The sequence below is a fragment of the Duganella sacchari genome (assembly GCF_900143065.1).
Classification (GTDB): Bacteria; Pseudomonadota; Gammaproteobacteria; order Burkholderiales; family Burkholderiaceae_D; genus Rugamonas; species Rugamonas sacchari.
On record NZ_FRCX01000004.1, the window covers coordinates 91833 to 103998 of the forward strand.

At 64.6% G+C, this 12166-nt stretch carries 10 protein-coding genes and 1 tRNA gene; 3 read left to right on the plus strand and 8 right to left on the minus strand.

Features of this window, described 5'->3' with window-relative positions; all coding sequences use genetic code 11:
- Positions 1–6: 6 nt before the first annotated feature.
- The 5 genes from BUA36_RS09465 to BUA36_RS09485 all read right to left on the minus strand — a co-directional run bounded on the left by BUA36_RS09465 (position 7) and on the right by BUA36_RS09485 (position 6712).
- Entirely contained in the window at positions 7–780 is a 774-nt protein-coding gene (locus tag BUA36_RS09465; RefSeq protein WP_072783862.1) for a transporter substrate-binding domain-containing protein, read from the minus strand.
- A gap of 182 nt (positions 781–962) precedes the next feature.
- Positions 963–3194, minus strand: coding sequence for a patatin-like phospholipase family protein (locus BUA36_RS09470; protein WP_084560078.1), 2232 nt, complete (start codon positions 3192–3194; stop codon positions 963–965).
- Positions 3191–3937 (minus strand): CPBP family intramembrane glutamic endopeptidase, encoded by a 747-nt coding sequence (locus tag BUA36_RS09475; protein ID WP_072783865.1) that lies wholly within the window; start codon positions 3935–3937, stop codon positions 3191–3193. The genes BUA36_RS09470 and BUA36_RS09475 overlap by 4 nt, the downstream gene beginning before the upstream one ends.
- A 14-nt stretch (positions 3938–3951) precedes the next feature.
- Complete coding sequence (locus BUA36_RS09480) at positions 3952–5421, minus strand: acyl-CoA-binding protein (RefSeq protein WP_072783867.1); 1470 nt, start codon at positions 5419–5421, stop codon at positions 3952–3954.
- Positions 5414–6712, minus strand: coding sequence for an MASE1 domain-containing protein (locus BUA36_RS09485; protein ID WP_084560079.1), 1299 nt, complete (start codon positions 6710–6712; stop codon positions 5414–5416). Before BUA36_RS09485 ends, BUA36_RS09480 begins: the two co-directional genes overlap by 8 nt.
- 175 nt (positions 6713–6887) lie before the next feature.
- Here BUA36_RS09485 and BUA36_RS09490 point away from each other — a divergent pair, with 175 nt between their 5' ends.
- Together BUA36_RS09490 and BUA36_RS09495 are read left to right on the plus strand one after the other, a co-directional pair.
- Positions 6888–7385, plus strand: coding sequence for a hypothetical protein (locus BUA36_RS09490; protein WP_072783871.1), 498 nt, complete (start codon positions 6888–6890; stop codon positions 7383–7385).
- Between the two features lie 41 nt (positions 7386–7426).
- Complete coding sequence (locus BUA36_RS09495) at positions 7427–8278, plus strand: hypothetical protein (protein WP_139260448.1); 852 nt, start codon at positions 7427–7429, stop codon at positions 8276–8278.
- 4 nt (positions 8279–8282) lie between these two features.
- Here BUA36_RS09495 and BUA36_RS09500 read toward each other — a convergent pair whose 3' ends face one another.
- The 3 genes from BUA36_RS09500 to BUA36_RS09510 are packed head-to-tail and all read right to left on the minus strand — an operon-like array spanning position 8283 to position 11573.
- Positions 8283–8699, minus strand: a complete 417-nt coding sequence (locus BUA36_RS09500) for a hypothetical protein (protein WP_072783875.1) — start codon at positions 8697–8699, stop codon at positions 8283–8285.
- Complete coding sequence (locus BUA36_RS09505) at positions 8692–11142, minus strand: mechanosensitive ion channel domain-containing protein (RefSeq protein ID WP_139260449.1); 2451 nt, start codon at positions 11140–11142, stop codon at positions 8692–8694. The genes BUA36_RS09500 and BUA36_RS09505 overlap by 8 nt, the downstream gene beginning before the upstream one ends.
- The gene (locus BUA36_RS09510; RefSeq protein ID WP_084560080.1) at positions 11121–11573 is read right to left on the minus strand and encodes an META domain-containing protein; all 453 of its coding nucleotides are present in this window, start codon (positions 11571–11573) and stop codon (positions 11121–11123) included. The genes BUA36_RS09505 and BUA36_RS09510 overlap by 22 nt, the downstream gene beginning before the upstream one ends.
- A gap of 509 nt (positions 11574–12082) precedes the next feature.
- Here BUA36_RS09510 and BUA36_RS09515 point away from each other — a divergent pair.
- A tRNA-Gly gene (locus tag BUA36_RS09515) sits at positions 12083–12158 on the plus strand.
- The last annotated feature ends 8 nt before the right edge of the window (positions 12159–12166 follow it).

Here is a 12166-nt window from a genome sequence, read left to right on the forward strand (position 1 = left end):
TAGGACCTAGTTTGCGGCCGTCGATTGCCGCCGCATTGCCTGCCAAAACTGCCGGGTGTATTCGGGGTAGCTACCATAAAACCCTATACTCACCGGCGCATAGCGGTCAATGCTACTGACCTGTGGTTCCAGTTTCCGAATGCTGGCGCGTTGTTCTGGAACGGTATTCAAGTATGTTTCAAACCAAACGTCGGGCTCTAAGATGGCGTCAATCCGATGCGCTTTTAGTTTTGCCAGATTACTTTGCGGATTTCCCGCCTCGTCGACAAGCCAGCCTCGCTTTTCCGCCTCTACCTTAGTCGCTGCGATCCCAGCTGATATGCCAATTCGAGGCTGTGCTATGTTGAGATGCTTACCGTTCCACTTTGTTGCCAGGTCATCGGCGCGGACGTAAAGCGACAAGCGATCGTGAATTATGATCAAACTGACATCCAGCTCCTTACCGCGCCTTGGGAAGACCAACACCGCTAAGTTTGGGGAAGTCGGTGCAAAGCCCGGTGCTACATCCACTGTATTTGCCTTTAATTCGGCCAGTAAGCGTTTGACAGGTAAGCGCCGAATAGAAATCAAAGGCTTGCAGTCACCGCTAGAGAGCGCACTACGAGCCCAGATCACCATACTGCCAGGCGGCTCTTCAACTTCAGTGGTGCCATAAATAAGAGGTGGCACAGGAAAATTTGGCAGCGCGACTCGAACTGCCTTGGGGCAACCCGAGGCGACGGAATAACCAGGCGCTAGGCAAAGCATGGACATGAAAACGACCCCAGCAATCAGCTTCATACAATTCCTTGAAAAGACAATTGTGCGTCTGCATCGCAGCTAAGCAGTCTGCAAGAAGCATAAAGCCACGTAATGCGCTCGGTCAACGTCCTTGGCCTTGTCATCGTCAGCGACTTGGCCGGTTGCTGCCCTTTTTTTCATTGGCGGCGGCACAGATGCGCTCATCGATGCTGACGCGCTACTCAGGGCTTGCCCAATAAGAGATAGACAGCGCTTTGATGACGCGAGGCGCGGCCGGCGCCAAAATACAGGGGACCCAGCGGGGTATCGATCGCGATGTAGGCGGCGTTGCTGCGTACGGTCGCTTCCCGGTCTTGCGCATCGATGGTATTGCCCATTCTTCCCAACTCCGCCGATAAACCGAGATACACCCCATCGAGCCAGCCGGGGCCGGTGACGCGGTAGTTATAGACGAGGCGACCAAAATGCAGACTGTCGCCCACCAGCTGCCCGGTGCGGTAGCCGGAGAGCCGCAGGAAACCGCCAAACGGGATCAATTCCTGGTCCGGCAGTTTGTCCGTGCCGATGCGGCGCTGTATTTCGGCTGCGCCTTGCAGCGAATGCGCCCCGTGGGCAAAAGCGGTTAAGGCCGTGAGCGTCATTTTGCTGTAGTTGGTATCTGCGCCAAGGGCGGTGCGGGCGGAATACACTTGCAGATCGGCCTCCACGCCGTCGCGCGGGAAATGCTTGTTGTCCAGGGTGTCAATGCGCAGCCGCGCATTCAGGCCGCCGGTGCGCGCGCGGGCAAATAACAGCGACGGCGGCACGAAGCTGGTATCGCTGAGCAACTGCGCATGGCCGCGGGTAACGCCGATCCGCGCTTCCCCCCATTCTGCCAGCGGCACGCCCAGGTCCAGTCCGGCCGTGACCGATTCGTTGCGGTAGCGTGCCAGGCGCTTGCCTTCGAGGTAGATATCGAGCGGCGTGCGTTCGGCCGACAGGTGGGCGCTGGCGAACAGCCGCTGTGCCGGCGTCAACGGTTGCAGCCATTCCGTGCTGAGACGGTCGGTATGGCCAATTTCGACGTCGTTGCGCCACTCCCCGCCTAACGTGTTGAGCCAGGTCCAGCGGTGCGAGGCCCGCAGCGAGAAGAAGGAGTCGCCCGAAAAGTCGGTCGAGACGCCCAGCCCCAGGCGCAAATACTGCGGCCCCCACGATTTTTCGCTGACCGTGGTGGTCATCTGGCGGCGGCCGTCGGCCAGGGTGTCGAGTGTGTAGCTGACGTGTTCAAAGTCGCCGCGGCCGAACAGGCGGCGCATGTCGCGTTCGGCGGTGGCGGCGTCAAACAGCTGTCCTTGCTGGGTTTCCATCATGCCGCGCAGCGACGCCTCCGGCACCCGCCGCGCGCCTTCGATCTTGAGGGCCGACAGCAGCACGCCTTGCGATGGCGGCGGCTGATGGCGCCCGGCCAGATAGGCGGCGTACTGGTTTGCCGGCAAAGCATAGCGTTGCAACTGCTGCACCGCCGCGCGGCCGGCTGCCAGGCCCCGCGCTTCGGCCTCTTTCAACAGGTCGAAGTTGGCGGCGTTGATCGTCGCCAGGTCCGGTGTAATCAGCACGTCGCGCTGTGGATCGAGCTGCGCCAGCGAGGCCCGCACATTGCTGGCGATCAGCAGGCGCATCATTTGCTCCGACATCGACAGCACCGACTTGATCTCATCGCGCTCCAGCAGTGGCGTGCCGATGTTGACGGCGATGATGATGTCCGCCCCCATGGCACGTGCGACGTCCACCGGCAGATTGCGGGAAATGCCGCCGTCGACCAGCAGGCGTCCCGCGCTTTCCACCGGGCTGATCACCGCCGGAATCGCCATGCTGGCGCGGATCGCCTGCGCCAGGTTGCCGTGGTCGATGACCACCATGTCGCCGCTGCTGACGTCGGTGGCAACGGCGCGAAACGGCATCGGCAATTCGTCGAAGTTGCTGCTGCCCTGGCGCGCGGTCAGGCGCCGCAGCACCGCTTCCAGCGCGACGCCGGCCACCGCGCCCTTGGGCAGTGCCAGTCCGGCCGGACCGATACCGATTTCCGGACCCGCGTAGCTGGCCTCGGCATCGGTCTTGCGCGCCACCGACAGGTCGCGGCGTTCGACGTCGTGAAACAGGTTGGCGGTATTGACGCTTTGCATTTCGCGTTCGATTTCGGACAGCGGCATGCCGCTCGCATAGGCGGCGCCGACAATGGCGCCGGCGCTGGTGCCGACGATCATGTCGACCGGGACCCGCAATTCCTCCAGTACCTTCAGTACGCCAAGGTGGGCGCCGCCGCGGGCGCCGCCGCCGGACAGCACCAGCGCGATCCGCGGCCGCTCGGCCGGCGCCGCCGGTATCTGCGGCTGCGCGGCAACGCCCGCGCCATGCAGTCCGATCAGGCCAAGCAGGCAGCCGGCTAGCAGGCGTCGCAACGGAGGTCTCATGCGCTGGTCCTGCGGCGTAGCAGCGCCGGCACGGCGGCGATGGCCAGTAGGTAGGTGGCGAACTGGCAGTAGACCGCGTAGGCCGAAGCACCGCCGCTGGCCTTCAGGCACAGTGATGAAAAATCCCACAGACCATGCAGCGCCATCGGCAGCCAGAGTGCGCCGCTGGTGCGGCGCAAGGCATACAGCGCCCCGCCCATCACAAACGCCAGCGTGCCCTGCAGCACCCCGGCCGCCAGCGGCATGCCGAACAGGGCATTGGGGACGTGCATGGCGCCAAATAGCAAACACGACCAGAACCACACGCCGGCCTCGCCCACGCCCGCGCCGCGCAGGCAGGTAAGCACCACACCGCGTGTCACCAGTTCCTCGTTGAAGCCAACCAGGGCGCAAGCTGTGATGAGCATCAGTACGTGCGCGGGCGCCAGCGCTGCCCAGGGGACTGCGGCCAGATTGGCGGCGCTCAATGCCAGCATGGCCGCTGACAACGCCCACAGCGGCCAACGTGCGGCCGGCCGTGCCAGAGTTTCAGTTGTGGCCGGCCGCCACCAGCCCAGCCAGGTCACCGCCAGCGTCACCAACAGCGTGCCCAGTCCCATCGGCAGCAGCAGTTGGGTGAGGGCGTTCTCGGCCGAGCTGAGGTAGCGGTAGTCGGCGCCAAACGCGGCCCAGGTGCCAAAAACAATCGCGTTGTAAAGCAGCAGCACCATCAGCGCGACGCGCCAGCCCGGTTGGATACGCATGCTTGCTCCTGTCGTTATTGTGGATCGGCCGCTTTCAATTGCTGCACCAGTCCCACATACTCGTCGATGGCCTGCTGCTGGGTATTGCCTTTGCGGGCGCACCAGGCCTCGTACTTGGCGCGGCCGACCACATCCAGCGCCCCCGGCCTGTCACCCTGGACGTCGCCGATGGTGGCCTGCTTGTACAACGCATACAGGCGTAGCAGGGTGGCTTCGTCGGGCGACTTGCGCAAGGTCCGCGACAATGCCGCGGCCGCCGCCAGCGCCTGTTCCGACGGGCTGGGGCCGTCGGGCACCGGAACGCCGCCGAAATGGCTGTCTTCCAGTTCCGGCGCGTCGGGGAACCAGCGTGCTTCGAGCAGACGCCCCTGGTATAGCATCACTTCCACCACCCCATGCGAGGCCAGCGTGCCGTTGCGCAGCGTGGCCGGCAGCATCGCCATGCCGGCGTTCAGCACCGCGGTGCCGAACGCGGTGAAGGCCAGGCCGTCGCCAGCCCAGGCCTGCAGGCGCGCCAGGCCTTTGGCGCCGCGGAATATCCCGGTACTGCGGTTGTGGCCCGGCTGATACCAGGCGAAGGCCGGGATGCCGCGCCCGTACAGCGCAGCGAAGTCGCCGCGCGCGAGGTCGCCCTGCACGGCGGCCAGCAAGTCGGTGATTTGTGCCGGCGACATGCCGGCGTCGTCGCTGCGGCCACCCTGGCCCGGCGCGTTGACGCCAAAGAACTCCAGCGTGCGCTGGGCCAGCAGTTCCTTGTCGTTGTCGACGCAGATCAGGTGGTAGCTGTTTTCTAGAATCACCATGCGGGCCTGGCCGGCCCGCTTGCCGCCGCCGATATGTTCGACCAGGAAATTGGCCGAGCGCAGGCTGGTCAGTTCGTCCTCGCGCGCATGGATGACCAGGGTCGGGCAGGGGATGCGCGACAAGCCCTTCATCACGAAGCGGCGCAGGCGGTCGACTTCGCGAATGCAGGCCAGCGGCACCCAGCTGTAGGCGAAAGCGTCGCCGCGCTCGAACTTGGCGCGCACAATGGCGCGCAATTGGTCGTTCTTGATGCCGTAGGGATCCTCCTCGTCGACCCGCATGTGTTCGGCCACGCCGGGAATCCAGTACAGCAGATGACGCAGGCCGCGATACCAGGGCGTCGACCAACCGTCGATGAACACCGGCGGCGCCAGCGCCACCAGGCGGCCTTTGCTATGTTGCTCGCGCTTGCAGGTCTCGATCGCCAGCAATGAACCCATGCACATGCCCATCACATGCAGCACCTCGTGCTGGGCGCCGATTTCGCGGTATTTGAGCCGGACTGCCTCCAGCCAGTTTTCGGCGCGCACGCCCAGCAGGTCGGCGGGCTGCCCGCCGTGGCCGGGTAGGGTGATCGAGTAGGTGACGAAGCCGGCATTCTTGAGCCGCTTGTGCATCGACCCCAGATCGTACTGGGTACCGCCAAGTCCGTGGATCAGGAACACCGCCGGCTCAGCCATGGGACGGCTCCGGCCTGACCACTTCCAGCAGCGCGACGATGCGCTCGACCCGGCCGTCGCCGCCTTGTACGGCTGCCAGGCGCTCGCGCACGCGGCGCGTCGCGCCGCCGGCCAGGTGCAGCGCATACGATTGCTCGCTGGTGCTGCGCTGGCCAGCGCTGACCTGCTGCCAGGCGGCCTGCACCAGCCCGCGCTCTGCGGGGTCGATCAAGTCCAGCCAGGCGTCCACGCTGTCGGCGGCAGCGGCGTCGGCGCCCAGCACCTCGGCCGCGCCTTCGCCCCAGGTCGCGCCGCCGGTCACGGTGTCGTATTCGACGCTGGCGACGCCCACCGCGCGCAGCGTGCGCTCGTAGCGCAACTGCCAGTCGCGGGCCCGGTGCAGGGCGCTGCGGCGGCCCTCCGACAGCGCGCTGGCCAACAGCAGTACCACCACCCAGGCGGTGATGAAGCCCTGGACTTCGATCACCGACTCGCCTGGGAAGCCTTCATGGAGCGCGAACGGACCGCCGCCCTGAGCGGTGCGATAGATGATCAGCATCGCCCCCAGCAGCGTCGCCACGGTGCCGCCGCGCGCCCCCCAGAGTAGGGCGGCGGCCAGCAGGAACGGCATGGGGACGTAGGCCAGGGTGGCGGCCACGCCGCCCCAGCGCTGCTGCGCCTGCTGCGAAAACACCAGCAGGACGGCGGCCACAAACGCCGCAAAGGCGGCGCCGCCGCCCAGGAACGGCGCCATCGGCAAGCCGCCGGAACGCCGCACGCGGAAGTCGCGATAGGCGCTCGCCAGCGGCGCAATCAGTAGCAGCCCGACTAGCGTTGACAGGAAGCCGACGCGCCATTCCAACACCAGATCGGCCTGTGGGCGTTGTTCGGCCCAGACCGCGCACGCCAGCGTGGCGGCCAATAGCGACGCCAGCACCGCGCCGCCCAGCAGGGCCAGCGTGGCCGACGGCGAAGCGGGCGCCTGCCGCGACCGGGTGACCACCCAGGCGCCGGCCGCCATGCTGACCACTTCCACCGCGCCGTAGGCCAGCGCGGCGCCCAGCGTCAAGCCGTGCGCAGCCACCGCCCACAGCACGGCCGCGCAGGCGGCGCCCGCCAGCAGCGCGGGCCAGCGCCAACGCGCCGCCAGCAGCAAGGCTGAGAATGTCACGCCACTGCTGAGCCAGACCGGTATCGTCTGGGTGGTGGTGTGGGCCATCGCGTGCGACCAGGCCGCCGCCCCCAGCCATAATGCCGCGACCAGCGCGGCGCGCACCAGCGACCGCAGGAAACCATCAGGAGAGTCCATCATGCGCCATCCGTTCTAGTGAGATTGCCAACACCGTCATCGCCGCCCATTCTGTCACAGGAAATGAAACATTGTCACTCAAGAAATAATAGAATACTGTTGCGTTTGTGATAAACCGTGCTGCGGGTTTCAGTTAGAATCTGGGCAATACTGCTGTCAATGCGCTGAGGAGAGATGTATGAAGGTCTGCGTTAGCTTGCTGTCGACTCTGTCCCTGTTGGCCTGCGGCGCCGTGGCGGCCCAGGACGACCGTTACCGCGATGAGCGCGGTGAAGATATCCAGCTGGTTTGCTATGGCGGCGCCGAAAAGCCGACAGCGGAAGTGCGCTCCGGCTTTGAATGGGACGCGCAACAGCACAAGTACGTACCCAAGCAAAGCGTGGAAACTGGCAAGTCGAATTTCCAGGCCACCATCAATGTGTCGATCCGTGGAGATCGCGCCGAGATACAACTGCCGAACAGCCTGATCCCGCCGCTGCATGGCGACAGCGACAATGGCTGGTGGCGTCTCACTGACCTGATCGTCGGTCACGATGAAATCCGTGGCGAGTTCCGCCTCAACGCGCTGAATCAGCCGCGATTGTCGATCAACCGCCGCAGCGGCGCCATCACCATCGACGGCATGATCAAGTTCAGCGGCCGCTGCGATCCGGATGACGGCCATCGCCGCTTCTGAACCGGCGCCATGGTGTCCAACCTTTTGCCGGGTAGTCAGTAATGGGCCGATCCTCCGCCATGTGCACCCTCATCGTCCCCATGCTGTTGTCCGCCTGCAGCGCGGTGCGGCATGGGATGCCGATGCCGCCAGAGGTCAGTGCCAAAGGGCTGGTGTTGAAGCGCGCCTTGCCCGAGCAGATGCCGGAGCAGAGCGCGCCGGTGCCTGGCAGCCAACTGGTGCTGGTTCCCAGTGAGAACGCGGCAGGGATGCTGGTGCCGATTCCGTTCGTGAGTGAACTTGCGATCGGCGCCTACAACCAGTCGCAGGCGTCGGGACTGGGCAAGCATTACGCTGCGCTGGACGTGTTCGGGATTGTGCAGGGTACGATGGCCGACAGCCCGCTGCTGCGCAATGGCGGCAGCAAGATCAGCCTTTATCCGATAGTCTATCTGGCCGAATGTAGCGATGGGCAATATCGGCTGTCGTTGGCCGGCCGCATCGAATCGGGCGGCTGGGTCGGGCGCTATGTCGCGCATTTGCCCACCACCTATGGCGACACCGAACTGGCGGCCGCAGCACCATCGACCATCACCACGATGCAGCGCGAACTGCAGGCTGCGGCCCTGACGCTGCGCCAACTGATCGAAAGCGACGCGCGCGGCGATTTTGGTAAGGCGCAATACCGGGCCGATCTTGGCAGCCTGCACCTGGCATGTGCGCGTGTCGGCGGCCTGGTGTCGGCGGACCTGATGCTGGCGCGCGATGCCGAGGTGGTGGAAGAGGACGCCGGGCATGTGGTGGTCCGCATCGCCGGCGATCTGAGTCAGGCGGGCCCCTCTGGCGGCCTGATGTATGGCCTGCATTATCTGCGCAAGCAGCAGTTGCACACATTCAAGAAAAAACCCGGCTAGCTGCTTAGCGTGGCGTCGGCGGCGCGCTGGCGACGGCTTCCAGCACATAGCTGGCCTGTTCGTTACGCCGCGCGGCATTGCGCATCAGATAAACGCTGACGTTGTAGACAGCGCCCGCAGGCGCAGCGACCGTGATGTGGTCGCCATCCCGCGATCCGACAAACAGCGCTTCCTCGGCGCCCTCGGCGCTGACGTTAAAATTGGCTGAGCGGTTGGCCGTCTTGAGTTTGAGACTGAGCGCGCCGCCCGCAGGCACCGCCATGTGGTATTCGACCGATTCATCGCCCTTGATCTTGCCGCTGAGTTTCTTCAGTGGCCCGCCTTGGGCAAGCTCGACCTTTTCGTGCCGCACCGGATCGGCTGCTGCGGCGCTGCCGCAGGCCAGCCAGGCGCAGGTCATCAGGGATACCAGTTTATGCATGGGTTTCTCCAGGGAAGTTACGTAAATGGACATCGATCCGTGGATACGGAATCGTCATGCCCGCTGCTTGCAATGCCGCCAGCACACGCTGCAGCAGTTCGCCGCGCACCTGCGTCCAATGGCTGACGTCATTGGTCCAGGCGTGGATGGCAAAGTTGAGCGCGCTCTCGCCGTAGCCCGTCATCAGCACCACCGGCGCTGGGTCGGCGACCACGCCGGGCGTGGCGCCAGCGGCGCCGGCCAGGATGGCGAGCACCTTCTCCGGGGCGGCACCGTAGGCAACGCCGACCGTGATCTCGAAGCGGCGGCGACGATCGAACATGGTCCAGTTAGTCAGATTTGCACTCAACAGCAGGCCATTCGGCACCACCGAATCCGCGCCATCGAAGGTGCGGATGGTTGTGGCGCGCAGACGAATCTCGCGCACGGTGCCGGACACGCCCGCAGCGTCAATCACATCGCCCGGTTGGATCGGCCGTTCAAACATCAGCACCACGCCCGACACGAAATTATTCACCACATTCTGCAAGCCGAAGCCGATACCGACACCCAGCGCACCGAACACCAGCATGAGCTGGCTGAGTTTGAAGCCCGCCGCTGACAGCGCTACCAGCAAGCCCAAGATTAGCACTGCGTAGTAGCTCAGCGAAGCAATACTGTTCCCTACGCCGCGTGGTAATTTGCTATGGCCAGGCAGTTCCTCCCGTAGCAAGCGCCGCAGCGCACCGGCGAGCCAAGCCGCCAGCCAGCTGGCAAACAAGAACACCAACACATCGCCAATGTGCACCGAGACTTCGCCCACCTCGATGCCCGCACCGAGCAATGTGGCGCTAGCGCCCTGCAACGGCCGCAACAGCCGGAAGCGGGACAGGCTGTACAGCAGCCAGCCGATCACGGCGCCCAACACCAGCAGGCGTTTGAACACCGCTTGCAGTACTGGCCCTTGGCGCAGCAGCAGTTGGCGTGCCGCCAGTTGCGGCTGACTCAGGATCACGCTGAGCAGCCCCAGACAGGCCGCCACCCCGGCATACAGCATCAGCGCCATGTAGCCGCTGTCGATGACGCCACTGGTGAGCGTCTCGGCCAGCGACACATTGCCGGCCACGTTGCAGACCAGTGCCACGGCCAGCATCACAAGCACCAGCCAGCCCAGCACGCGGCGTGGCCATTGCAGCGTCTGGCTACCGCCGTCTGACAGTGCAGGCTGCCGCCGCAACATCCACACGGTTAAGCCGAGCGCCAGCAGGTTTAGCAGCAGCAGGAACAGACGGTAGAGCCCTATGTCCGCCACAGCGGCGACGCCGAGGCGGTCCAGCGCGTACAGGGCCACGGCTACAGAAGGGGACAGGCCTAGCCAGGCGACGGTGTTCGACGGAAGCAGGCGCAACACCGGAACCAGCGCCAACGCCAATGCCAATTCCTGCACCAGCAGCGGTGCGTCTGGCTCAAACACCAGTACCGATAGCATGGCCAGCAACAGCCATGCAGAGAACGGGCGCTGCAAAGCGCTCACCGCCGCGCCAGCGGGCGCGCCGCCATGCCGGCTGCGCCGAACCAGCCAGATAATTAATGGCAGCAGGAGTACTTGCACCACGCGCAGGGCTTGCTGGTTGGCGGTGCCGGCCGCATTGTACTCAAGGGCAAACTGGGTTTCAATTTCCAGACCCCGCTGCATGACCTCGACAGCCGACTGCGGGTTGGTATTCAGGTTCAGGCTGCGCCATAGCGGCGGCGCGTCGATGCGCAACAGCTGCTGGTCGACCTCGTCAATTGCGGCGGCGACGTCGGACTGGCCTGCGCGGATGCGTGCCTGAAGCACGTTGGCGCGCTGGCTCAGTTCAAGCTGGCGCTTCAGTGCAATGCCCAGGGCCGTCTCGCTGGCGTCGATTTGCGCCAGCATGGCATCCACGTGCTCGGACATCGCCGGCGGCAGCCCATCCAGCAAGCCGGCAGCGCGCGTGGATGACCACGCGAGGCGCCGTTGTGCCAGCTGCATCGCAGTTTGTTCGTAAGGTGCAAATGCATGGCGCGCCATTGTCTGCCAGCGCGCAAAACGGTTGGCATCGAATTGCCAGTGCCGCGCCAGGCTTTCCAGCCGCATGATGGGCAGTCCGCGCAGCACAGCGCCGCTGGCGTTGTGCTGCTTGGCGTCCACCGGGGCGGCGATCTCATCGAGCTCGCGGCCTAGCCTCTCAGACAGTTGCGGGCCGAGCAGCAATTGCCTGGCAAACTCAAGCTGCTGCTGGTCCTCGCTGGCGCGCGCCAAGATGTCCTGCACGGCGATCGGGCCGACTGTGGACGGCGAGATGGCGAGATCGGCCGGCGCTGGCGGGGCGGGCGGCGCCGCGTGAGCGCGTGCCGCAAACAGCAACGCGGCCGCCAGCAGCCTGCACGCCGTGAGAAACCGGCTGTCGCGCGCCGTCATGGCTGAACGCGTGTCCAAATATAGGTGCCCGCGTTGCCGGCCAGCTCCAGTTGCAGCCGGCCATTGACGATGCGATAGGAGTGTAACGCGTCCAGGTCCTGCGGCAGACGCTGAGCCAGTGGGTCGGTTGGACACATCATGCGCGTGAGCGCGATCGGGCCAAGGCGCAAGGCGCCACTTGATCCGGCCGGCGTCGCTTGCCAAGTGCCGCTGCCCCGGTTGCAGTCCACCTGCGCTACCAGGCGTCCGTCGGCCTGGAATGACAGGCGGTACTGATCCGGGCGCATCGGCCGAATCTCGGCGGCGTCACCGGCCCCCTGGCGAAAGGCCATCAGCGTCCAACTGCTTCCTGCCAGACTGTCTGATTGCTTTGACGCCGAGGAACCGGCTGCGCAGCCAGACAGCAATAGTGCTCCCGCTAAAACGCCCCCAACAACCTGATGCATCATGACACCTCCGGGTTAATTGCCGGGCGCGGCGCGGCCAGGCCCAGGGAATATTCTAAATGAAAGCATTGCCATCGGCCGCACACTGTCGCCAGCCAAAATCGAGCTCAGGCCGTCAGCGGCTGCAGCGGCAACGTTGACTCGCACGCAGAGCGAACGTGCCATGTAGGCACATAGGCAGCACCGTCAGTGCCGCAGCAAGCGACAGCTCGGAAAATGCGCCGTTGCTGTCGGTATTCAGTGCTGCCGTTACCAGCAAAAAGGCCCCGAGGCCATGCACGCGGACTCAAGCCCGCATTGCGCCGAGGGCCGGACAGGCAGCTGAGTGCTGTTGTCATACAAATGTAGCCTTTTATTGCTGAGGCTTGAGGGCGGTCAAGGTGTCGAAAATCGCGGGCTGGTGCGGTGTAAAATGGGGCATTACCGTAAGTCTTTGATTTTTATAGGTGGAATGCGGCCTGCAAAGCCGTCTAGGTCGGTTCGACTCCGATCCTCGCCTCCAAAGCTCCTCAGCGGGAGTAGCTCAGTTGGTAGAGCGCAACCTTGCCAAGGTTGAGGTCGAGAGTTCGAGACTCTTCTCCCGCTCCAGTATTAAA

What these genes read in the sequence shown, in the direction of transcription:
- BUA36_RS09465 (WP_072783862.1), bottom strand. Translation starts at nt 780, where the DNA reads ATGAAGCTGATTGCTGGGGTCGTTTTCATGTCCATGCTTTGCCTAGCG.
- BUA36_RS09470 (WP_084560078.1), bottom strand. Translation starts at nt 3,194, where the DNA reads ATGAGACCTCCGTTGCGACGCCTGCTAGCCGGCTGCCTGCTTGGCCTG.
- BUA36_RS09475 (WP_072783865.1), bottom strand. Translation starts at nt 3,937, where the DNA reads ATGCGTATCCAACCGGGCTGGCGCGTCGCGCTGATGGTGCTGCTGCTT.
- BUA36_RS09480 (WP_072783867.1), bottom strand. Translation starts at nt 5,421, where the DNA reads ATGGCTGAGCCGGCGGTGTTCCTGATCCACGGACTTGGCGGTACCCAG.
- BUA36_RS09485 (WP_084560079.1), bottom strand. Translation starts at nt 6,712, where the DNA reads ATGATGGACTCTCCTGATGGTTTCCTGCGGTCGCTGGTGCGCGCCGCG.
- BUA36_RS09490 (WP_072783871.1), top strand. Translation starts at nt 6,888, where the DNA reads ATGAAGGTCTGCGTTAGCTTGCTGTCGACTCTGTCCCTGTTGGCCTGC.
- BUA36_RS09495 (WP_139260448.1), top strand. Translation starts at nt 7,427, where the DNA reads ATGGGCCGATCCTCCGCCATGTGCACCCTCATCGTCCCCATGCTGTTG.
- BUA36_RS09500 (WP_072783875.1), bottom strand. Translation starts at nt 8,699, where the DNA reads ATGCATAAACTGGTATCCCTGATGACCTGCGCCTGGCTGGCCTGCGGC.
- BUA36_RS09510 (WP_084560080.1), bottom strand. Translation starts at nt 11,573, where the DNA reads ATGATGCATCAGGTTGTTGGGGGCGTTTTAGCGGGAGCACTATTGCTG.